A 21,427-nucleotide genomic window follows, 5' to 3' on the forward strand; every position below is an offset into this window, starting at 1 on the left:
TCAAGGCTTCTCGACGGTGACACGGGTGGTGGCCACGGCCGACTCACCGACGGTACGCGGCTGCGCGGCAGGCGACGGCATCACGTAACTCTGCGAACGATCCGGTGCCTGGATGTGCATGCTGGTTTCGGTACCAGTGGAGAACTCCATGTCCGACGGGCTCTGGTACGGCAGGTTGCGCACGATCCGTGGGGTGATCGACAGCACCAGTTCCGATTTGCCGACGGTGTCCTTGTTGCTGCCGAACAGCCGGCCAATCCCTGGGATATCGCCGAGGCCCGGAATCTTGTTGCCGGTGGCGCCGTGATCATTGCGCATCAGGCCGGCGAGGATCTGCGTTTCGCCGTCGTGCAGGCGCAGTGAGGTTTGTGCGTTGCGGGTGTCGACCTGCACCGGGATCGTGCCCTGACGGGTCGGCTCCAGCGGCGTGGCGTTACTCACTTCGAGAGCAATCTTGATCGCCACTTCGTTGTTCAGGTGCACGGTCGGCTGCACTTCGAGTTTCAGACCGACGTCCAGATAAGTGACGCTCTCAGTGATCACCGGGCCTTGCGTCGACGGCACCGAAGTCGCGCTGATGATCGGCACGCGCTGACCGATGTGGATCCGCGCCTGCTCACGGTTGCTCACACGAATCACCGGGCTGGCGAGGGTGTTGATGTCATTGTCCTGGGCGTTGATCTTGGCTTGCGGCGACGGCGAGATCGAAATCCGGCTGGAATTGATGCCTTTCAGTTGATCAAGCAGAGTCACCGCCGAACCGTCGCTGTTGACCACGCCGAAGGTGTTCGGCCATTGCAGCCCTAGGTCGAGAATGCGCTGGGTGGCGACTTCCATCACTTCCACCTCCAGCACCACTTCCGGGTTGGACTGATCTTGCGACTGCAGAAGTTTCTCGGCCATGCGCACGGCGTCTTCGGTGTCGCGCATGGTCAGGGTGTTGAGGCGTTCGTCGACGAACACGTCGCGGGTCTTGAGCATGGTTTTGACCATGTTCAGCGCGGTGTTGGCGTCGATGCTGGTCAGGTAGAACGTGCGCATCACCAGTTCCTGGTAATCCTTCACTTTCTGTGGCGAGTCCGGGTAGATGAGCAAGGTGTTTTCGTTCACCACTTTCTGGTGCAACTGGTTCTGTTGCAGCAGCAGGGTCACGGCGTCTTCGATGCGCACGTCACGCACGAAGATCGTCGCTTTCATGTCCGGGCGCAGGTCTTTGTCGAAGATGAAGTTCAGTCCGGCGACCTGCGACAGCACTTCGAAAATGGTCTTCAGGTTGGCGTCGCGAAACTCCAGAGTCACCGGCCGATCAAGCTTGGTGCGCAGTTGCGGATAAGCAATCACGTTGCGGCTCTGCACCAGACGAATGTTTCCTTGCAGCGCCAGCGCGCCTTCGTTGTTCGGGTCGAGTTCGAGGATCTGTTTGACCTGCCGATCAGCGCCGTAGATGTCGCCCCGGCGCAGGTCGCCACGGGCCAGTTCGAGTTTTTCGTCCATGCTGCGCAGGTAGTCCATCTGCTTCAGGGCATCCTGAGCGCGGCGGTTGTTCGGCTCGATGGTCAGCGCGCGGTTGTAGGCCACCCGCGCCGAGGCGAAATCGCGGCGCGAACGGTCGGTGTCGCCGGTCGTCAGCAACGCCGTGATGGCCTTGGCCCGACCGCTGTTGAGCAGCAAGTGCAGCTCGGTGTCCCGTGGGTTTTCGCGCAGACCTTCCTCGACACGGGCCAGCCCCGCTTCGTACTGACCCTGTTCAATCAGGTCGGCGGCTTCCTTGTTGGCCACTTGTGCAGAACTGCACGCGGCCAGCCCGGCACACAGGCCCAGGCTCATCAGCAAACGGGAACGGTTCATTGCGTACTCCCCACAGACAGGGTCTGCGACAAATGCAAGGGCAGGTAGACCAGACTCAGTTCCAGATCGGAAATGCCGGTGATCTTCCAGGTGTCGTCGATCACATCCCCATTGCGCACGACGTAGATCTTTTCGCCGTTCTGCAAAAACACTTGCAGGTCGCTGCGGTCATGCAGCCTGCCGACGAACTGAAACGGCACCGGTGGCAGGCTCGGGGCTTGCACCACTGTTGCTGGATTGATGGCAATTTCGGTGACCGTGGCCAGAGTCGGCGCGGCCTTCCAGGATTTGGCGGCAAACAGGTCGCCGGCCGGGCTCAAATCCTTGATCGGGGCGTCTTTGGCCTTGGCGGTGCTGGCCGGCAGCGCGCCACGGGTTTTCCCCGGCGTAGCGACGGCCACTTCGTTGGAATCGGCGTCTTCGCTTGGCGAGAAATATTCCGGCAACCACGCCAGCGCGGCCGCTACGCCGAAGAATGCCAACCAACCTGTCACGCGCTTGGTATTCATCACGACCTCGACAGGTAAAGGGTCATACGGATCCGGCCATTGAGGTCGGTGTCGCCAATCTTCTTGCGTTGCAGTTCGAGGTCTTCCACCACCACCGCCGGCAACTGCCCGAGCAAGGCGTGCAGGAAGCGGCGCAGTTGCGGGTAGCTACCGCGCACTGGCAGGAGAATCTGATAGCGCGCCAGATGGGTTTTCGGGTCGACGCCGAGGGCATATTCACCGCGCGCCAGGGTGATGTGCTCCTGGGCTGCAAGGGCGTAGATGCGATCGATGGCGACGGTGGCTTGCGGCTGCGCCGGCAGTTTGTTGCGGAAGTCGTCGAGCTGACGCTGTGGCACCACCGGTGGCGCGATGCTGCCGTCTTCAACCTTGGCCAAGTACGCGGTGGCTTCCTGAGTCTGCAGGCTCAGGTGCTGCAATGATTGCCAACCCGGCAGCAAACCACCGAGTGCCCAAGCCACGGCGATCAGCAGCAGCGCCAGCCCGGCGAGGCCCGGAACACCGAGACCTTGCAGGTATTCGTGGACGATCAGTCTAGGGATTCGCATCGCCAATCTCCCAAGTCGCCGACAGGTTGAATTGCACCGGTTGTTCCGGCGATTTGACGACGATTTCGTGGCTGAGCAGCGACACGTCCGACAGCTCGTCGCTGGCTTCCAGACGTTTGTGGAAGTCGAGCATCGCTTGCAGATCTCGCGCTTCGGCGCTGATGCGTACCTGACCTTTACGGGCATCCGGGGTCAGGCTCAACAGCGCAACGTCATCGCGCGGCATCGCTTCGAGCATGGCGAACAGGCGTTCCCACGGCCGGCGCAGTTGCTGTGAGACCTTGCGCATTTCGGCGAGGTTTGCCGCTTGCTCGCGGGTTTCCGCCGGGCTCAGGGTGGACTTTGCGCCGCTGTCGCCGGTGAGCTGACGCTGGGTGGTTTGCAGGTGGCCTTGTTGCTGTTCGGTGTGCGCGCCGAGGTGCTGTTGCACGCCGAAGCACAGCAGCGCCAGCAGCACACCGCCACCGAGCAAACTCCAACCCAATGGGCCGGAACGTGGCCGTGGCTGAAAATCGAGGTTAAGGGCGCGCATGTCAGGCCACCGCCCGGGACATGACGTACAAGCCGTCACGCACGGTCATCGAGTCGTCTTCAAGGGTGCGCAGTTGCACGCCCGCCACGTCCGGATGCGCATCGAGGCGCGCCGGTGCATGCAGATAAACGTTGAAGGCACGTTCGCTGGTCGAGGCTTGCAGCTGCCGTTCGCGACCGATCAAGGCATTCAGCGCCGCGTCGCTGTCGCTGCCGCCCACCGAACGCACGCCAGCCCAGCGCCCTTCCCTCGCCAGCAACAACACACTGCGTTGCGGCTCGGCGACGACAAATAGGAAGTCGCCGGCATCGAGGCTTTTGTCGAAGCGATTGAACGCCGCCATCAGGTACGGCTGCACCGAGCGCAGGCGCAAACCGCGACCGCTGACCAGCACCCGCAGACGTTCGAGCAAGTCTTGCGGCAAAGCGCTGGCGATGCGGTCGTAACCGGCAGGCTCAGCGGATAACACCAGACTCCACGGCTGAGTCGGCGCGCCAAACAAGTCTTCGAAACACAGTTGGGCAAAGCCGCGCAGCTCTTCAGGACTGCTGATTTGCGCGCTCCACGGCACCAGGCAGAAGCGGCTGAAATGGCCGGAGATGACCACGCTCAATTCGGCACCGGCGCGGGCGTGTTCACCGAGCAGGCGATCGAGGGTATCCAGCGCCACCGCGTAGCTCTGGAAGCCTTCGTCGATGTAGCCGACGCTGCCCAGCCACAGGGTGTCGCTACCGCGCCGCTGACCGAGGCCAACACCGCTGGCGCCGAGCACGGCGACAAAACGCTCACGAGATAAATGTGACACGATTGATCTCCTCCAGCGTGGTGCGACCTTGTTCCACAAGTTCCAGCGCCGATTCGCGCAGCAGGCGCAAACCACGGGCACAGGCCAGGGCTTTGATTTGTTTGATCGGTTGGCGCTCGACGATCATCTGGCGCAGCTCGTCGTCGAGGTGCAGCAACTCGGCAATCGCCGTGCGCCCGCGATAGCCGCTGCCCCGGCAGTGGCCGCAGCCTTTGCCGTGGACGAAGTGGTAGTGATCGACTTTCTGCGGATCGAGGCCCGAGGCGCGCAGCTCTTCATCACTCGGATTGACCGGTGAGCTGCAACTGGCGCACACCAGACGGATCAGGCGCTGGGCAAGAATCGCGTTGAGCGCCGAGACCAGGCTGTACGGGTCGATGTCCATTTGGGTGAAGCGGCCGATCACGTCGAAAACGTTGTTGGCGTGGATGGTGGTGAACACCAGGTGGCCGGTGAGCGCCGACTGCACGGCGATCTGCGCGGTGTCCGGGTCGCGGATTTCGCCGACCATGATTTTGTCCGGGTCGTGGCGCAGGATCGAGCGCAAACCCCGGGCGAAGGTCAGGCCTTTTTTCTCGTTGACCGGGATCTGCAGCACCCCCGGCAGTTGATATTCGACCGGGTCTTCGATGGTGATGATCTTGTCCACGCCGTGGTTGATCTCGGTGATCATCGCGTACAGCGTGGTGGTCTTGCCGCTGCCGGTCGGGCCGGTGACCAGGACCATGCCGTAAGGTTCGGCAGCGAGGCGGCGCAACTGGCGCAGGGTTTCGTCTTCAAAGCCCAGCGCCTGCAATTGCACGCCGCAGACCTTGTCAGCCAGATCCTGTTTGTCGAGGACACGCAGCACCGCGTCTTCGCCAAAAATGCTCGGCATGATCGACACACGGAAGTCAATCTGACGGCCACTGATGCCGATCTTGAAACGACCGTCCTGCGGCACGCGTTTTTCGCCGATGTCCAGTTCAGCCATGACCTTGACCCGCGAAATCACCTGCTCGGCGAACTCGTTGCCCTGGACTTTGCTGATGTTGTTGAGCACGCCGTCGATGCGGTACTTGATCACCAGACCGTGGCCGGTGGTGCCGAGGTGGATGTCGCTGGCATGCATTTTCAGCGCGTCGTAGAGGGTCGAGTTGACCAGTTTCACCACGCTGCTGGCATCTTCGCTGATGCTGGTCAGCGACAGGCTTTGCAGGGTGTCGATTTCGTGGTGGGTATCGCCTTGGGCGTTCAGCGATTCGACGGCGTGGAAGCTTTCTTCGTGACGGGCCAGATAGGCCTTGAGGTCATCGGCGTGCACCAGATGCAGCGGCGCTCCGTGCAGGCAGTCATCGATCCAGGCCAGCCGCGCCGGGTCGAAGGGGTCGGCAAATACGCCGATGACTTCGTCGTTGTGGCGCAGCAGGATGAATTCACGTTTCAGGCATTGTGCGAGGGTGACGCGGTCGAACACCGGCGTCGCCGCAAACAGGCTGTCGGTGTCGAGCACCGGGTAATGCAGGGTGGCGCCGAGGGTGTGAATGAACGGCATCGGCGCCAGTTCACAGAGTACGCCAAGGGCTTCAAGCACGCGTTCGCCGGAGGTGGCGGCCCGCGCCCGGGCCTGGGCAAGCTGTTCACTGGAAAAGCGTTCCGGCGCGCTCGGCGCCAGCAGAGGTTCGACGACAACGGACAGACGTTCCATGGCTTGCTCTCCAACCGGGGCTCAGTGCCCTGTCGGCGCGGCAAACCTTGACGGCAAGTGCCGGAACGTCTGATCGCGCCATTACTCCCCGGTGAGCATTTGATCGTCGTCCGGCGCCATGGATTGCGACTGCCGTCGCCGATCCGCCAACACCCAACTGCCATCGTACAACTGCAACGGGAAGCTCTCGGTCCTGCTCTGGCGTCGTTCGACGAAGCCCTCGGAAGGGCTCGCACCGGGTTTCGCTTCGCGCTTGATGCCCAGAAGGTCGCAGACAGCTCGGGCCAGTTCCGCCAATGGAAACGGTTTGAACAGGATGTGGCTGACTTGCAGTTGCCGCGCCCGCTCACAGACTTCAGCGGTGGGGTGACCTGTTATCAGCACAAAATTACACGTCCTGTTCTGGCGGACCGCGTCGAGCACCTCAAAGCCTTCCATATCGGGCAAGCGGTAATCGAACACCAGCACGTCGGGGGCAAACGTTTCGGCCAAACCGATACCCGTCGCTCCGTCATGTGCAATCCGGACGTCCAGCCCCTGCGCCGACAGATAATCCTGAAGGTTCTGTGCAAGCAGCTGTTCGTCTTCGACAACCAGTACTTTGTTAACCAAGGTCGACTCCTTGAAACAGCAGGTCCGATGCCCCCGCCCTGAGAGTGCGCCTTACCAGGGGTAACGCACACTTCATGCCAGGCTGAGCGCCGGTAATTTTATCTCTTCATGTCCTTGAATTTAATGACAATGCCCGCTCGTCCCGGTACCCCGTTCCCCAGAAACGGGGAAGCACCTGAATGGGCATCGAAGCCATTCCCCACTATTGGGGGGGAACCTTCAGTCGTCGTCAATTCGTTCGATCCTGTTCTGCACCCGTAATTGCGCGAGCACCTGACGACGAGCCTGGGTCTGTTGCTGTCGGGCGAGCTCTGCCCTGACTGTATCCAGCCCCTGCAAATCTGGGACATCGGCGGCCTCCAGGTGGTTCGGCAAATAAATCACATGCCAGCCGAACGGTGAGCGCACCGGTTGGCTGGCAAACGTCGCGGCCTCGGCAATCGGCGCGCGCATCTGCATCAAGCGTAGACGCGCTGCGGCCACTGTGGCTGCATCCGCTTGCGCGGGCACGCGGATCAGCAGGTGGCGGGGTTGCAAGGTATTGGCGCGGATCAGCTCGGCAAACATCTGCTGCGCCGCCATTTCCCGGCGGGTGTACTCGGTGAAGGACGCTTCGTCGAAACCGGCGTCCTGCAAGCGCCGGACGAATTTATCCGTGCCGCCGATGGCACTGCGGGTCTGCTCGACTTGCTGAAGCACCACTTGATCGTCGATCTGCACCCCGCGCTTTTGCGCTTCCTGCCACAGCAGCTCTTTGTCGATCAGCGCTTGCAGTGCTGCCTGGCGCAGCTGTTTATAGGCTTTGGGATTACGAATGCTCGCCACGGCGCGACCCTGATCTTCCAGGTATTCGGCGAAGAAGCGCTCAAAGCGAAACCCGGAAATCTCCTCGCCGTTGACTCGCGCCACGGCCGGCTCGTTATTGGCCCACGCCAGCGGCAGCCAGCAGGTCAGCAGCATTATCAGCGTTGTGAGCTTCATGATCGGGCCCTCCATTCAGGGGCTGGCAACAATCGGTTTATAGGGTGCGACCAGATAAAAGCGCTGATCGGGCAAATCCACGGTGACCACATGGGCGCCGCTCAAGCCCAGGCGTCGTCCGGGGCCGAAACTCAGGCGCGGGGTCAGGCCAGTGTCGAAGTCGTGCAGGCCTTCCAGCGCCGTCACCAGTTTTTCGCGGCTGGCGTCGCGGCCGGCCTGTTTCATGCCTTCGCTGAGCAGCAACATCGAGGCGTAGGCGCCGACTTGCAGCACCGCATGCTGGGCGCCGAGGCCCTGGCCTTCGCGCAGCAGCGTCAGGGCCATGCGCCCGGTCTGGGTCCAGTCGCTGGGCACGAACGGATAGGCGAGAAACACCCGCCGAGTAAAGCCGTCGGGGACTTGCAGCAGATCGCCGGCCACCTGGCTGGAGGCGGCGAACAGATACGGCACCTGCCCGGCGCTTTGCAGCCGCGTCGCCAAACGACTGAAACCGCCGCCAGTACCCAGATAAAACACCGAGCGCGAACCCAGCGGTAGCGCATCCGCCGTCGGGTCGTAGGCTTGCAGTTGGACTTTTTGCCAGCCGTGATCCTGTAAATACTGGCCGAGGTTTTGCGCGGCCAGCGTTTGTGCAAGATCATCTGGATAGGCAATCAACGTCGGCCCTTGCAGCACGCGCAAACTCGCCGTGGCGTAGTCGGCCAGCGCGATCAGTTGCTCGCGCAGGCCGGGCAACGGTTCGAAAATCTGCGGACTGGCCTGCATCGATCCGAGCAATGACAAGGCGCCAATCAGCGGTACGCCAGACTGCTCCAGTCGACTTGCCAGTTCGCTGTCGAGGGCCGGCGCCAGCGGCGCGATCAGGGCGAACACCTGCTCCTGCTCGATCAAACGCTGCAACGCCTGCTCGGCACTGGCGCGGTCCGGGCCGGGATCGATCACCGTCAAGCGCAACTGCCGGCCGTGTATGCCACCGGCCTGATTGATCCGCTCGACACTGCCGTTGAGCACCGCTGCCACTGTCGCGCCCTCCTCGGCCAAAGGGCCTTGGCTGGGCAGCAAGGTGCCCAGGTGCAAAGTCTCGGCATCGAGGCCGGGGTCGCGTTCATCGGCGAGGCGTTTGAGATAGGCGGTGAGGTTGCGCTGATCCTTCATCGACAACAGAAAGCGCGGCATGCTCGGGTCGAGGCGATTGTGGCCGGGGTCGCGGCCCTGCTCGATGACGGTCGCCAGACTGCTCTCGGTGTAGGCCGGATAGCTGCGCCCATTGACCTGTTGCTGGCCATACGTGCTGGTCAGTCGCGCCCAGTTCAGCGGCGGCGGACGCACCCCGCCTTCCGGTCGACCGAGGCCATCGGCGCCATGGCAATTGGCGCACGGCAGGCTGGTTGCCGGCAGCAACACATCTGCCGCACCGACCCGCGCCATGATCGCCTCGCCACTGGCCGACAGACCCAGGCGGTACAGGCGCTTGCCCGCCGCCTCTTCCGGGCTCAGCGGCGCAGCGCTCGCGCCAAGGCTGACGCCAGCGAGCAGGATCAGGGCGAGGACGCGGCTCAGGTTCATGGCGCGGACTCAACGGCCAGCCACGGGCATTGTCAGCAACTGCAAGCGCTGGGCAATGGCGGCGGCCGGGGCATCGGGACGGATCTTGCTCCAGCGTTTATTGGCGACATCGCCGACGATCAACTGCGTGGAATGCTGCTCGGGCGTCGGCACGATCTGGCCGATGCGGCTCAATACCAGGTCCATCTGCGCTTTGTCGCCAGTAAGAAAAAGCCAATGAGGGTCATCGGAACCCTGCTTCAAGGTGTAAGCCTTGAGCACCGCTGGCGTGTCGCGCAACGGGTCACTGGTAAGGGAAATAAAGGTGATGTCCTGCGCCTTGTCGCCCAACAGCTCGCGGACTTCCTTGAGCTTTTGCGTGATCAGCGGGCAGGCGTCGTTGCAACTGGTGAAGATCACGTTGAGCAGCACTATGCGGTTTTGCAGTGCGTCGCTGTAGAAGTGCAAAGTCTCGCCGTTCTGATCTTGCAACGGCGTGTCGGTGAACCAGGTTTTCGCGTCGTGGGTGCCTTTGGCCGGCGCGGCAGCCACGGCGGCTGGCGGCTCAGAGACATGGCCTTCGTGAGCGAACGCGACGTTACCGAGAATCCAGAAACACACGGTCAGGGAGATCCAGTCGAGCAGTCTCATGGCTGTTGCTCCATGGCGATGGCGGTGTGTTTGGCGTGGGTGCGCAGGCCGCTGAGTTTTTCCACTTCCTTGGCCAGCAGCGCCGGATCAGTGAAGCCGTAGTAGCGCATCCAGTGGCGGCTGTCGCCGTCGCCGACGAGGATCAGCGGTTGATGACTCTTCAGATCGCCACTGAAACTGCCGAGGCCCTTGAGGGTTTCATTGATCGACTGTGGCGAGCCGGTCAGCCAGCTCCAGCCCGGCCCGCGCTGGAAGGTACGGGCATAATCCTGCAGGCGTTTCGGGTCGTCACGCTGCGGGTCTATGCTGATTGAGACCAACTGCACTTCTTCGCCGACCCGCGCGCCAAGCTGCTTCTGCACCTTGCCCATGATCGACGAAACCACCGGGCACACCGTGGTGCAACTGGTGTAGATAAAGCTCATAACGACGATTTTGCCCTGCACTAGGTCTTGTTCGAGGCGCACGGTTTTACCGTTCTGATCGAGCAGCGGCACATTGGCGAATTTCACTTGGGCATGCTCTTGGGTGTTGCTGGCCGGGGCTTTATGTCCGGCGTGTTCGTCGGCCGAATGAGCGTGGACTTGTTGAATGCCAAAGCTCAACAGGCACAGGGTCAGTAGGCCACTGGATGCAAATCGGTTCATGTCGAAACTCCTCTTCAACGGGCCAGGCCGGGGGTGACCCGAACACTGGCAAAGGTCTTGTCATCGAAACCGGCACCCAACGAGGCTGCACGCACATGCAGATACCAGGCGCCGCTGCGGTCGAGGGTGATTGGCGCCTCGTACACGCCGTCGGCGACTTCCAGCGCCGCCACTTCACGCGGGTGCGAAGTGGGCGCGAGGTAGTAGCGCAGTTGCACGTCTTTCACGCCGCTGCGCTGGCTTTTGTCTTTGCCTTGCACAATGCGGAAACGCACAACGTACGGGTCGTTGAGTGCCACGGCAGTCTTGTCGAGGAGGAACTCGACTTTCGGCTGGCCGAGGTGTTTTTGCGGTTTGCCGTCAGGCTCAATCTGCGCAGTGAAGCAGTGAATGATGTTCGGTTGGTTGAGCAGGAACGCCACGTCGAAACGCCCCGCTGCCGGCAGCTTCACCCGCGCGCTGTAGAGGCCCGGCGAGACTTCGCGCAGGCTGCGGTCGATGACCATGGCGGCGCGGGCGATCTGGCCACGGTTGGGGTAACCGGACATCGGCGCGTTCATGCCTTCGGCGTAGAAATAGGTGGTGTTGTCGACCGGATTGACCACGAACACCGCGTTGTCATCGCGCGACACCGCCAGGCTTGAGGCCAGCGGCAAATCCCCGGCCAGGCGCGGCGCTTGCGGGCCGGCCTCGAAACCTTGGCTGATCGGCTGGCGACCTTCGCCGAGGGAGGACAGGTTGATCATGGTGACTTTCGGCGAAGCGAGTCCGCGAATGTAAGCGTAGGCCTGGGTGAACACCACTTGGTAAGGTTCGGCGCTGACGTCGAGATTGTGGATCGCGCTGTTGGTGGAGGCGTCGATAACCGTGGCGCGGTTTTCCAAGGTGTTGAGCACAAGACCGAAGCGGCCGTCGGCGCTGAAGCCCATCGGGCCGAGGCCTTGTTGCAGTTTGATCACCCGGCGGATGGCGTGGGTGCTGGCGTCGATCACGGTGACGGTGCCGTCTTTACCATCGGCCACGTAGACCGCGCCGGACAGCGCCGAATAGGCGACTGACAGCGGATGCGAGCCGGTTTTGATCTGCTGGACGATGTTCAGGCTGGCGATGTCGATCACGCTGACGGTGCCGTCGTCGCGGTTGCTGACGAAGGCAAAACGGCTGTCCTTGCTGAAGCTGATTTCGTGGTGGCCGCGCCCGGTCTGCAAGTGTTTGAGAGGTTTGAGGCTTTGGCTGTCGATCACCGTCACGCCGGAGTCTTCGGCTTTGCTGGCGTTGTTGCCGACCCACAGCAGACGTTCATCCGGTTGCAGTGCCACGCGCACCGGTTGGCTGCCGGCGGCGATCGAGTCGAGGACTTTGAATTGCTCGCTGTCGATGACGGCCACTTCGCCCGCCGTTGGCATCGAGACGAACACACGTTTGTTGTCTTTGGGCGTGACCCAATCCATCGGTGGTTGCTTGAGTTCGATGCGCGCCAGGGTGCTGGTGATGCCGCCCACTGACACCGACGGATCGACCACGGCGATGCTGGCGTCGCGGTTCATCACCAGCAGGAAATAGCTGTTGAGGTCGAGCAACGGCCGCGCGCCGATGTTGGATTTGAGGAACACCCCGACCCGGGCTTTGCAGCTCTTGTCGCGGCCCTGGGCTTGATCGGCGGCGAGGGTTTGCGGATCGACCCAGGCGCCCGGCGCCACCCCGGACAACGGCTGGCCGGAAGCGCTGTCGGTGACGCGGAACTGCACATCGGCGAATTCGCCTTCGCGCAGCTTGCCGTCGGCGGCCAGCGGCTTGAGGTCGAAATCCACCGCCACGCCGTCACGGTTCAGCGTCTGCTCGCCAGCGGTTTGCGCCAGCGCAATCTCACTCAGCGTCAACAACGCCCCGGCCATGGCCAGGGTGCAAATACCGACGATGTTGATGATCCTGTTCATACCACCCTCCCCTGTAACATTCACTTCCAACCACTGCCGCCCTCACTGCCTACCCTCACCCCTCTGTAGGAGTGAGCCTGCTCGCGATGGCGTCATCCGCCTCACCATCCGAAACCGAGTTGTCCCGATCGCGAGCAGGCGAAGGCCTACATGGGATTTGCATTCATCCCGCCAACCTCACTGCCCACCGCAGACCCTGTGGGAGCTGGCTTGCCAGCGATGGCGTCCTTTCCGTCACATCAATGGCGCCTGTGCCGCCGTCATCGCTGGCAAGCCAGCTCCCACAGGTTTTGTATCCATCCCGTCAATCTCACTGGCCCCCCTGGCCCCTTGTGGGAGCTGGCTTGCCAGCGATGGCGTCCTTCCTGTCACATCAATTGCGCCTGTGCCGCCGTCATCGCTGGAGAGCCAGCTCCCACAGGTTTTGCATTCATGCCGCAATCTCATTGCCACACCTGGCCCTTTGTGGGAGCTGGCTTGCCAGCGATGGCGTCCTTCCTGTCACATCAATTGCGCCTGCGCCGCCGTCATCGCTGGCAAGCCAGCTCCCACAGGTTTTTTATCCAGCCCGTCAAACTCACTGGCACCCCAGCTCCCACAAGGATTTGCATCCACAGGCATGTTGTCGTTGCACCTGCTTCTACTGCCCCTGCGGCGCCGGTTCCGGTTCGTTGGTCACCCGCAGCAATCCCCATAACCCGGAGGTGTTGCCGTAGGCGCCGTAGTCGCGGAACAGGTAGTCCCCCGGGATCGCATTGCTACCGCCGGCGCTGGGGATCATGAAGCTGAAGTGCGCGGCCGGCAGGATGCTTTCGTGGGCGCCGATGTACATCGACATCGGGTTGTAGCCGAAGCGCACCGAGCCCACGCCCGGCGAGCCCATCGGATAACCACCGACATCGCTCTTCTCGGCCTGGAACGGATTCACCGACCAGACATGCCCGTCGAGCTGGAACGTGGTGCCGCGACTGCCACCGCTCGGCATCAAAATATGCGTGCGCAACGGTTGCCCCGGTTTGGCATACAGCACCGGCGTCTGTGGATCGCCACCGACCAGCGCATTGCTGTAAGCCATGTGCGCATTGGTCATGTCGCCGTAACCCGCGCCGTCGGCATGCCCGAACGGTGCATCCGGAGCGAGGCCGAAGCGATACCACAGCGGTTCGGTCTTGTAGTTGATCGCCATGCTCGAGTTGTCCTGCGGATCGGTCGGCACGCCGAAGCCTTCGGCGGCAATCCCTTCCACCGGCCGGCCATTGGCCCAACGGGTGTTCAACGCCTTGTGCCAGACCATCGCGAAGTCGCGGTAGCTGGTTTGCCCTGGCGCCGTCACCGTGGCGTTGACCTTGCGTGCATCGTCAACCCAGGTCGCGCCGATCGGCAGAATGCTCATCGCACCACCGAGGCCTTTTTGCGGCTGCTTGATCACGTCCGCCGGGGTGATGTTCAAACCGCCGAACTCCACCGCGGTGGCGTTAATGTTGTCGACGCTGCGGCCCAGTTGCGTCACCGGTTTACCTTCACGCTCCAGATGCCCGGCGTAGTACTGATAGGTACGGGTCGGGTACGCGCCGCTGCTGCCGACGCGCGGTGGCACGGTTTGGATCGGGTTGGCGCCGACGTTGGCACCGTCGGATTTAGTGATGTCATACGCCAGCAATTGCGCGTGCAGGCCGACGTGGCTGGACGGCCGCATCAGGTTGTTGCTGAAGGTGGTCGAGCCCAGACCGCTGTTGCGATCACGCTTGACCATGCCTTGCATCACAGCGGTTTGCGTCAGGTCAGGCATCACGCTCGGCAGACGGTTTTCCAGGGTGATGTTGATGCAGTCCCCCGCCGCTGCACGCAGCACCAGCGGCTCGACCGGAATGCCGGGTTTCAGCTTGCCACTGACCGGATCGAGATCGGATTTACGCACATAGAGGATCGCGGTCGGGTCATGCAGCGGCCCGCTCTGCCCGCCGATGGTGATGGTTTCGCCATCCTCCGGATCGGTCACGGTGACTTGTGGAATGCTCACCGTGCGCGAGTTCAGCACCAGGGTGCCGCCCGACGGATTCAGCGGCCCGCCGACATGTTGACCAAGCCCTTCGGGATCACCGATGGTCAGGCCCAGCGTATTGCCGAGGATGTCGTTGGCCAGCGCCGCGACCACTTCATAGTTGCGCTGCACAGTGGGCCGGGTGCCAATGCCGTTAGGGTTGGCGCCATAGCGCGGGCAACTGCCCTCGAACGCCACGGTGTTGCGCATGCCCGCCGGGCTCGGGTTGTTCGGGATGGCGAACAGGTCGGCGCGTTTGGCGGTGTAGTTGCGCATCACGCCCCAGATACCGCTCCAGTAGCCTTCGATCGAAGCGTCCATCGAGTACAGATAATCGCCCGTGGTCGCCGCCGAACTGGACAGCATCGACACCGGCGCAATAAAGCCCATCTGCTCGGAGATGCCGATCATCTGCGACGCACGCCAGCCTGAGTTGGAGCTGTTGCCGAAACCGGAACCGCTCTGCAGCCATTTCACACCGTGCAGGGTGACGTTGTGCTCTTCTTCATGGCCGCCGGCATGCACCCGCAGCCGCACGTTGTCGCCAGTGTAAGTGCGCAGCATCGGCGTGAACGGATCACCCGGTTCGGCGCCGCCCTTGTTGATGTGCGGCGGGAACAGCGTGGTGCCGCCGGTAGGGCCGGTCGCCGAGGTGAGCAGATTCGGCGCCAGGTTCATCGCCGGAATTGCCCGGTCGGTACGGCTTTGCATGGCGAACGACAGATCGCCACCGAGGCCGTCGGCCTGCATGCCGCGCTTGCCGTCCGGACCGACCTTGTTCGGGTCGTACACGCGCAGAGCCAGCGGTTCGTTGCGATAGTTGACGACGAACATGCCCGGATCATCCACCGAAATCGCCTGCGGACATGGCCGGCTCGGGCAGCCCGGTACCTGACCGCCCTGCACTTCCAGCACCCCTTCAAGCAAGTTGCTGGCGTTGTTGCGCACTGGCGGGTTGATTGCGTAGCGGAAGCTGTCGGCGGTGGCCGGGAACGCTTGCGCATTCGGCACACCGTTAGGGCCGGCACCGACGTAGACGCCGGCTTCATAGGCGTGCTGGAAGTCGCTGTATTCGAGGAAGAACTCGCGGAAGCTGTCGTTCTTGCCATCGCCGTCGAGGTCGCCGGTGTTGATCACCGCTTGCCACGACGTCGGGCCGCCGTCCTGGCGCGCGCCGCTGTACAGAGGCTCGCCGGTTTCGGCGTGGAACCAGGTGGAACCGGCCGGTTCCGCCAGCACAGTCGCGTACAGACCAATCTGCTGGTGCGTCGATGGGCCTAAGTGGTCGTGGGTGAAGATGGTGCCGAGGCCGCGATCGACGCCTTTGGCGTTGACCACCGGATCGACGAACCAGCGCTGCATCGCCGTGCGCGCACCGAGCCAATCGGCGCGGCCGTACTGACCGAAGAACGGATGGTTCTTGGCTTTCGGGCAAGCCTGAGTGCCGTCACGCGAATCGGTGCCGGCGCACTGGTTGAACTCGCGAATCGCATGAATGCGCTCCTGCACGGCGCCGGGCGAGAGCACGCCGTCCTCGTAGTTCCAGCCGTTGGAGGAGCCGTCCGCCGAAGTCAGATCCCACTTCGGCAAGTGGATGTGCTGACCGATCACGTCGGTCGGCGTGCGCACCTGATAGTCGTCCATCTCGTATGTGGCCGGCACCAGGTTGGTTTGCTGGTATTGCACGCAATCGAAAGTGTTCATGCGCATCACCAGCGGTTCTGGCGGACGCTGCTTGGTGATCACCGGCCAGGCGTCTTCCCACAGCGCCAGAATGCGCGCCTGCGGAAAGTGATAACCGACCTTGTTGTACACCGCGTCGAACTGGATGTTGGCGGCTTTGTAGATCCGTGGGCGGTCGGCGGTGAAGCTCGAGGCGCCGACAAAAGACATGCCGTCGATGCGTTCACCGCTGGCGAACTCGCCGCTGCCGGCGTTGCTGGTCAGGCGTTTTTGCCGATCGTCCATGCACGGCTCGTAGTACGGCGCGCCAGCCATCGGCAAGGCACCGTTGGTGCGGAACGCCTTGGCCACCACTTGATTGCCGGGCAGCAAGGCATAGCTTGGATGGTCTTTTTTCGCGTGGAAAGCCATCGCGGCCTGTTCGACTTCGGTGCCTTCTTCCGGCAGGTAAATAGGTTTGGCGCGAGTGACTTCCTTGGAGAAATCCAGCGAAGTGGTCACGGTGTGCGCTTCGCCACCCGCCGCAACGCCATCCAGTGCGTGCCGTTGCAAGCCGCCATCCCAGCCGCCGGACTGCGCCGGGTCGAGGTTGGCCCACAGCGCTTTGCCGCTGGCCTTGAGCGATTGCGCGGTGGCCGCGTCGAGCATGTCCAGTGGCGGAGTTGGTGGCCGTTGGCCGACCGAACTTTCCATGCCGCCGATCCAGAACGGATAGCCAGGGTTTTTCAGGCTGCCGTCGGCATTGCGGTTGGCTTCGCTGCGATCGACCAGCGCCAGCGAACCGATGGCTTGACCGCCGGCGTTGCCGCCATGGTGCTCGCCGTCGTCATCGCCCTCTTCTTCGTCATCGTCGTCATCATTGCCGGCGACCAGGGTTTCGCCGATTTTTGGCACCACCACGACTTTGCCCGGCATTGGCGCCATGGCTTTGCCCGGCAGCGGCACAATCGCCGGAATCGGTGTGCCGGCAACGATCTCGCCGTCAGGCAAGGCCCGCGCGCCGGACGCCGGTTTACCGCTGCGCAAGGCAAACGGTTCGCTGTGATAGCCGTCGGCACCCTGTTGCGAAACATCAAGTCGAGTGCCCTCTTCGAAGACATCGTGTACCCGCCACATGGCCCACATGCCTTGGGCAAAGTGCGGATAGAAATGGCAGTGATAGATCGCATCGCCGGCCACGCGGTTGCGGTTGCCCGAACCACCATTGGCGATTTCATAGGTGTAACCGGCACCCGGACCGATGCCCTGGGCGTCGACGTAATCGGAGTTGTCATCGTTAGGGTTGAACAGCCACTGATGGCCGTGCAAGTGGAAGATGTGCTGCTCGTGGCCATTGTGGGTATTGCGGAATTTGACGAAGTCACCGATGTAGCTGTGGTTGACGTTCGACGGTTCCGACGGATAAAGGGCCATGGTGGCTTTCACACCGATCTGATCGGCGCGCGGTGTCTGGCCCGGGGCGATGTTCTCAAGCCCGGTGTTGGCCGGCACATCCACCAGCATCGCCACATCGCCGACGGTGTGCGAGCTGAGGAAGAATTCTTCATAGGCACACGACAGGCAGTCGTGCATCGGCCCCACGCCCAAACGGTTGGCGACCACTTCGGCGCCCATGCCGCCGGAGCCGTAGTTGATCATGAACGAGTCGCGGGTCGGCTCCAGCACATGGGCCATCACCGGGTCGGCCCAGTACGCTGGGAACGCTTGGGTGGCGGCGGTTTCATCCTGGAATTGCGAAGCGAAATCGCGGAACGCTTCGAGGCGGTTGGGAATTGCCGGGTTGCGTTTTCCCACCGACTCCAACGGGTAGGTGCTGGACGGGAAGCTGCCGTCGGCGTTACTGCCCATGACAATCGCGTCGCTTTCGCTGGAAATGATTTCATTGCCATCGACCATGCCGATGATCGGCGTACCGGCCTTGCCTTCGCGCAACCACGGTTCACGCTGTGGATAGCGCGCCTGGTAGTCAACGATGGGTTGGCCGGTGGGTGCGCGACCCGTGGTGGCCAGGCGCATTTCTTCTTCGGTGAGGGTATTGCGATAGGTGCGACCGCCCTTGGGCAGGACGACGACCTGGCCGAACAGTCCGTTGGCAACGTTGCCGGCCGCGCCCTCGCCGCCAAACGTTGCGCCACGGCTGCTCACGGCAAACGCGCCTTCACGTTCGGCGAACAAGGTGTAGGAGCGGCTCGCGCCGGGTGGCACCAGAGTGTTGGCGTTGCGCCCGGTGAAAGAAGAAATGTCATCGATGCTGTTTACCGCTTGCAGGCCGTTGACTTGAAAGCCGACGTGACGGTCGGCGACCTGCTCGTCGACTTTGAAGTCTTCGGCGCCGTTGGCGTTTTCCACGCCCTCTTCTTCGCCCTCGTTTTCAAAGTGCTTGTTCGGGTTGGCCTGATAGTCGAGCAGGTTCTGCAAATTGATCGTCAGGCAATCGCCGGCGGCCACGCGCAACACCAATGGCCGTGGACGCTTGTCCGGACGCAGCGAGACTTTGCCCGGCACTGCGGCGCCGCCGTAAGCCAGCGACTGCTCATGTTCATCAACGACATCGCGGCGCAGGGCGAACATCATGCCGTTGATGTTCTGCGCGCCGAGGCGGTTGAACATCAGCGGTTGATCGAAGGCGACGACGTTAGCCACCAGGTTGCGCTCGCAACGTACGGCCGCGCCGGCCAGCTCGACGCTGAGCATCGAGGCCAGAATCAGCAGCCAGTTAATCAGGGACGGAGCGTGAGGAAAGCCAGCCATGATCAGGAACCTCGTAGTGGGTGTTCGTGGGAACACTTCTCGACAAATGCCTCGGAGCAATCCGCGTGCCACAAAAAATTGCATTAGTGTTCAATCAGTTACCGCAACCACTTGAGAATCCGGGGAATATTCCCCACCCCTTTTCCCCACTTTTCGGGTGTATCCGGTTTGCCCCGAAAGTGGGGAAACCGGGTTGGGGTCACAACGGCGCATCCATCGCCAGGCCTTGCAGACGCCGGTACTGACGCAACACGTTCGGCACGTAGCGCTGGGTTTCGGCGAACGGCGGAATCACCCGGCCACGGCTGAGCACCGCGTCGGGCCCGGCGTTGTAAGCCGCCACGGCAAGGGCGATGTCGTTGTCGAACAGGGTCATCAGGCGCTTGAGGTATTTGGCCCCGCCCTGGATGTTGGCCTTGGGGTCGTAGACGTCGGTCACACCCAGCTCGCGCGCGGTGTCGGGCATCAACTGCATCAGCCCGCCGGCGCCTTTGGGGGACGTGGCGCCGGGGTTGTAATGCGACTCGGCGTTGATTACTGCATGCAACAGCGCTTCGGGTAATTGATTGACCTTGGCTGCCGCCGAGACCAGTTCCGCGTAGGGCTGGTTGGCGATCATTTGCGGCTGTTGATCGAGACTTGCCACAGGCATTTCAGCCTCGTGGATAACCCGCTCGTAGGTACGTCCGGGCCGGTGAACGTTGGACAGTACATAGCTGCCCTTGGCGTCCACCGAGATGAACACATCGGCCTGCGCGGCGCCGCTGAGCAGCACACAACCGAGCAATCCGCTGGCAAGGAATTTCATGTCGGGCCTCCCCGGATCGACCCCGATAAATTGGGGGAAATGCCCCAATGGCCGATCACGTTTGAGCCATACGCAAGCACTGTGCCGACTCTTGAGAGGCCCGTATTTCAAGGGTTTCAGCGTACAAGCGGGTTTTCAGTGGGGCCTGAGCATGGCAATTGCATAAGCCCTTCAGGCGACACGGCTGCCACTCACGGGAGGTCATCATGAAGCTGCAATTTCGTCCGCGTGGCCAACGCGGTTTTACCCTGCTCGAATTGCTCGTGGTGCTGGTGGTGCTCGGCCTGTTGGCCGGGATCGTCGCGCCGAAATACTTCGCCCAACTCGGTCGCTCCGAAGTGAAGGTGGCCAAGGCACAGATCGAAGGACTGAGCAAAGCGCTGGATATCTATCGACTGGAAGTCGGTCACTACCCGTCCACCGAACAGGGCTTGCAAGCCTTGGTCACCGCACCGAGTGACGAGGCGAAATGGACCGGGCCGTACTTGCAGAAAAAGCTGCCGCAGGATCCGTGGGGGCGTAATTACGCCTACCGCTATCCCGGCGAAAACAGTGAGTACGACCTGCTGTCGATGGGCAAGGACGGCCAGCCCGGTGGCGAAGGTGAAAACGCTGAAGTGACCAACTGGCAGTAAGCGGAGCGCGGCCCATGCGATTTCATTTGAAAGCGGTCGGCAAGGCTGGGGTGGTGTCCTTGAGCGTCGAAGCACCCGGCGACAGCGAAGCACGGCGGATCGCCGAGGATCAAGGTTTGCGGGTGCTCAGCTCGCATGCCGACAAGCATTGGCGCTCGCTGAAACTGCGCCAGCGCGAGACCTTCAACCTGGTGTTATTCAGCCAGGAACTGACCACTTTGCTCAATGCCGGCCTACCGCTGATCGATGCGCTGGAAAGCCTCGCCGAAAAAGAAACCGCCCCCGCCGCCCGGAAAACCTTGAGTGAGCTGGTGCGCCTGCTCTACGAGGGCAAATCCTTCTCACAGGCGTTGGGCCAGTTGGCGGCGGTGTTCCCGCCGCTGTACGTGGCGCTGGTGCAGTCCAGTGAGAAGACCGGCGCGGTCGGCGATGCGCTGGGCCGTTATGTCAGCTATCGCCAGCGCATGGACGAGGTGCGGCAGAAGATCATCAGCGCCTCGATCTACCCGATGCTGTTGCTGATCGTCGGCGGTGGCGTGGTGCTTTTCCTGATGGGTTATGTGGTGCCGCGCTTCAGTCTGGTGTTTGAAGGGCTGGGCAATAACCTGCCATGGCTATCGCAGGTGTTGATGAGCAGCGGGATGTTTCTGCATGCGCATCAGGCTGAATTTTTCGGTGCATTGGCAGCGCTGGTCATCGCCCTTGCCGTGCTGCAAAAGCAACCGGCGTTTCGCCGTGGGCTGGATCGACTGGTGGAAAAACTGCCGGCCGTGCATCAACGGATTTTCATGTATGAGCTGGCGCGGTTTTACCGCTCATTGGGGATTCTGCTGCAAGGCGGGATTCCGCTGGTGACCGCCATGGCCATGGTGCGCGGTTTGCTCACCGTCGCTTCGCGGACGCGGCTGGATCAGGCCTGCGAGCGGGTGCGCGAGGGACAGTCGCTGTCTACCGCGCTGGAGCTCAATCACCTGGTGACGCCGGTCTCGCTACGACTGCTGCGGGCCGGTGAACAGTCCGGCAACCTCGGGCAGATGATGGAGCGCAGCGCCGATTTCTACGACGAGGAAATCAGTCGCTGGCTGGAGTGGTTCGTGAAGTTGTTCGAACCGCTGCTGATGACCTTTATCGGCCTGCTGATCGGGGTCATCGTGATCCTGATGTACATCCCGATTTTCGAACTGGCTTCGAGTATTCACTGACTCCG

General features: G+C 62.3%; 16 protein-coding genes. 2 read left to right on the forward strand and 14 right to left on the reverse strand.

Features of this window, described 5'->3' with window-relative positions; translation table 11 throughout:
- The 14 genes from CKW38_RS01830 to CKW38_RS01895 all read right to left on the reverse strand — a co-directional run bounded on the left by CKW38_RS01830 (nucleotide 1) and on the right by CKW38_RS01895 (nucleotide 19,585).
- Nucleotides 1–1,848 carry a secretin N-terminal domain-containing protein gene (locus tag CKW38_RS01830; RefSeq protein WP_007919391.1) on the reverse strand — a complete coding sequence of 616 codons (1,848 nt, stop codon included), beginning with the start codon at nucleotides 1,846–1,848 and terminating at the stop codon, nucleotides 1–3.
- Nucleotides 1,845–2,357 carry a hypothetical protein gene (locus tag CKW38_RS01835; protein WP_095111639.1) on the reverse strand — a complete coding sequence of 171 codons (513 nt, stop codon included), beginning with the start codon at nucleotides 2,355–2,357 and terminating at the stop codon, nucleotides 1,845–1,847. Before CKW38_RS01835 ends, CKW38_RS01830 begins: the two co-directional genes overlap by 4 nt.
- Nucleotides 2,357–2,905, reverse strand: coding sequence for a GspMb/PilO family protein (locus tag CKW38_RS01840; protein ID WP_095111640.1), 549 nt, complete (start codon nucleotides 2,903–2,905; stop codon nucleotides 2,357–2,359). Before CKW38_RS01840 ends, CKW38_RS01835 begins: the two co-directional genes overlap by 1 nt.
- The gene (locus CKW38_RS01845) at nucleotides 2,892–3,437 is read right to left on the reverse strand and encodes a PilN domain-containing protein (protein ID WP_007919382.1); all 546 of its coding nucleotides are present in this window, start codon (nucleotides 3,435–3,437) and stop codon (nucleotides 2,892–2,894) included. The genes CKW38_RS01840 and CKW38_RS01845 overlap by 14 nt, the downstream gene beginning before the upstream one ends.
- Before the next feature lies 1 nt (nucleotide 3,438).
- Nucleotides 3,439–4,242, reverse strand: a complete 804-nt coding sequence (locus CKW38_RS01850; protein ID WP_095111641.1) for a hypothetical protein — start codon at nucleotides 4,240–4,242, stop codon at nucleotides 3,439–3,441.
- On the reverse strand, nucleotides 4,223–5,929 hold the full coding sequence (locus CKW38_RS01855; protein ID WP_095111642.1) for a GspE/PulE family protein: 1,707 nt from the start codon (nucleotides 5,927–5,929) through the stop codon (nucleotides 4,223–4,225). Before CKW38_RS01855 ends, CKW38_RS01850 begins: the two co-directional genes overlap by 20 nt.
- Nucleotides 5,930–6,010: 81 nt before the next feature.
- Nucleotides 6,011–6,541 (reverse strand): response regulator, encoded by a 531-nt coding sequence (locus tag CKW38_RS01860; RefSeq protein ID WP_007919379.1) that lies wholly within the window; start codon nucleotides 6,539–6,541, stop codon nucleotides 6,011–6,013.
- A 219-nt stretch (nucleotides 6,542–6,760) separates the two neighbouring features.
- Nucleotides 6,761–7,522: a SurA N-terminal domain-containing protein gene (locus CKW38_RS01865; RefSeq protein WP_007919377.1), complete on the reverse strand. Its 762-nt coding sequence runs from the start codon at nucleotides 7,520–7,522 to the stop codon at nucleotides 6,761–6,763.
- Nucleotides 7,523–7,537: 15 nt separating this feature from the next.
- The gene (locus CKW38_RS01870) at nucleotides 7,538–9,088 is read right to left on the reverse strand and encodes an ABC transporter substrate-binding protein (RefSeq protein WP_095111643.1); all 1,551 of its coding nucleotides are present in this window, start codon (nucleotides 9,086–9,088) and stop codon (nucleotides 7,538–7,540) included.
- A gap of 9 nt (nucleotides 9,089–9,097) precedes the next feature.
- Complete coding sequence (locus CKW38_RS01875; protein ID WP_095111644.1) at nucleotides 9,098–9,718, reverse strand: SCO family protein; 621 nt, start codon at nucleotides 9,716–9,718, stop codon at nucleotides 9,098–9,100.
- Nucleotides 9,715–10,365: an SCO family protein gene (locus CKW38_RS01880; protein ID WP_095111645.1), complete on the reverse strand. Its 651-nt coding sequence runs from the start codon at nucleotides 10,363–10,365 to the stop codon at nucleotides 9,715–9,717. The genes CKW38_RS01875 and CKW38_RS01880 overlap by 4 nt, the downstream gene beginning before the upstream one ends.
- 14 nt (nucleotides 10,366–10,379) lie before the next feature.
- Entirely contained in the window at nucleotides 10,380–12,302 is a 1,923-nt protein-coding gene (locus CKW38_RS01885) for a YncE family protein (RefSeq protein ID WP_095111646.1), read from the reverse strand.
- A gap of 640 nt (nucleotides 12,303–12,942) precedes the next feature.
- Nucleotides 12,943–18,777: a manganese-oxidizing multicopper oxidase MnxG gene (gene mnxG, locus CKW38_RS01890; protein WP_095111647.1), complete on the reverse strand. Its 5,835-nt coding sequence runs from the start codon at nucleotides 18,775–18,777 to the stop codon at nucleotides 12,943–12,945.
- Between the two features lie 199 nt (nucleotides 18,778–18,976).
- Nucleotides 18,977–19,585: a lytic transglycosylase domain-containing protein gene (locus tag CKW38_RS01895; RefSeq protein WP_053119059.1), complete on the reverse strand. Its 609-nt coding sequence runs from the start codon at nucleotides 19,583–19,585 to the stop codon at nucleotides 18,977–18,979.
- Nucleotides 19,586–19,791: 206 nt separating this feature from the next.
- Here CKW38_RS01895 and gspG point away from each other — a divergent pair, with 206 nt between their 5' ends.
- Nucleotides 19,792–20,220, forward strand: coding sequence for a type II secretion system major pseudopilin GspG (gene gspG, locus CKW38_RS01900; RefSeq protein ID WP_007913548.1), 429 nt, complete (start codon nucleotides 19,792–19,794; stop codon nucleotides 20,218–20,220).
- A 14-nt stretch (nucleotides 20,221–20,234) separates the two neighbouring features.
- Nucleotides 20,235–21,422: a type II secretion system F family protein gene (locus CKW38_RS01905; protein WP_095111648.1), complete on the forward strand. Its 1,188-nt coding sequence runs from the start codon at nucleotides 20,235–20,237 to the stop codon at nucleotides 21,420–21,422.
- Nucleotides 21,423–21,427 lie beyond the last annotated feature (5 nt).

This window comes from Pseudomonas sp. Irchel 3H7 (assembly GCF_900187605.1).
In the GTDB taxonomy this organism is placed as follows: Bacteria; Pseudomonadota; Gammaproteobacteria; order Pseudomonadales; family Pseudomonadaceae; genus Aquipseudomonas.

What these genes read in the sequence shown, in the direction of transcription:
- CKW38_RS01845 (WP_007919382.1), bottom strand. Translation starts at nt 3,437, where the DNA reads ATGCGCGCCCTTAACCTCGATTTTCAGCCACGGCCACGTTCCGGCCCA.
- CKW38_RS01855 (WP_095111642.1), bottom strand. Translation starts at nt 5,929, where the DNA reads ATGGAACGTCTGTCCGTTGTCGTCGAACCTCTGCTGGCGCCGAGCGCG.
- CKW38_RS01885 (WP_095111646.1), bottom strand. Translation starts at nt 12,302, where the DNA reads ATGAACAGGATCATCAACATCGTCGGTATTTGCACCCTGGCCATGGCC.
- CKW38_RS01830 (WP_007919391.1), bottom strand. Translation starts at nt 1,848, where the DNA reads ATGAACCGTTCCCGTTTGCTGATGAGCCTGGGCCTGTGTGCCGGGCTG.
- CKW38_RS01840 (WP_095111640.1), bottom strand. Translation starts at nt 2,905, where the DNA reads ATGCGAATCCCTAGACTGATCGTCCACGAATACCTGCAAGGTCTCGGT.
- CKW38_RS01870 (WP_095111643.1), bottom strand. Translation starts at nt 9,088, where the DNA reads ATGAACCTGAGCCGCGTCCTCGCCCTGATCCTGCTCGCTGGCGTCAGC.
- CKW38_RS01835 (WP_095111639.1), bottom strand. Translation starts at nt 2,357, where the DNA reads ATGAATACCAAGCGCGTGACAGGTTGGTTGGCATTCTTCGGCGTAGCG.
- gspG (WP_007913548.1), top strand. Translation starts at nt 19,792, where the DNA reads ATGAAGCTGCAATTTCGTCCGCGTGGCCAACGCGGTTTTACCCTGCTC.
- CKW38_RS01880 (WP_095111645.1), bottom strand. Translation starts at nt 10,365, where the DNA reads ATGAACCGATTTGCATCCAGTGGCCTACTGACCCTGTGCCTGTTGAGC.
- CKW38_RS01875 (WP_095111644.1), bottom strand. Translation starts at nt 9,718, where the DNA reads ATGAGACTGCTCGACTGGATCTCCCTGACCGTGTGTTTCTGGATTCTC.
- CKW38_RS01905 (WP_095111648.1), top strand. Translation starts at nt 20,235, where the DNA reads ATGCGATTTCATTTGAAAGCGGTCGGCAAGGCTGGGGTGGTGTCCTTG.
- CKW38_RS01865 (WP_007919377.1), bottom strand. Translation starts at nt 7,522, where the DNA reads ATGAAGCTCACAACGCTGATAATGCTGCTGACCTGCTGGCTGCCGCTG.
- mnxG (WP_095111647.1), bottom strand. Translation starts at nt 18,777, where the DNA reads ATGGCTGGCTTTCCTCACGCTCCGTCCCTGATTAACTGGCTGCTGATT.
- CKW38_RS01895 (WP_053119059.1), bottom strand. Translation starts at nt 19,585, where the DNA reads ATGAAATTCCTTGCCAGCGGATTGCTCGGTTGTGTGCTGCTCAGCGGC.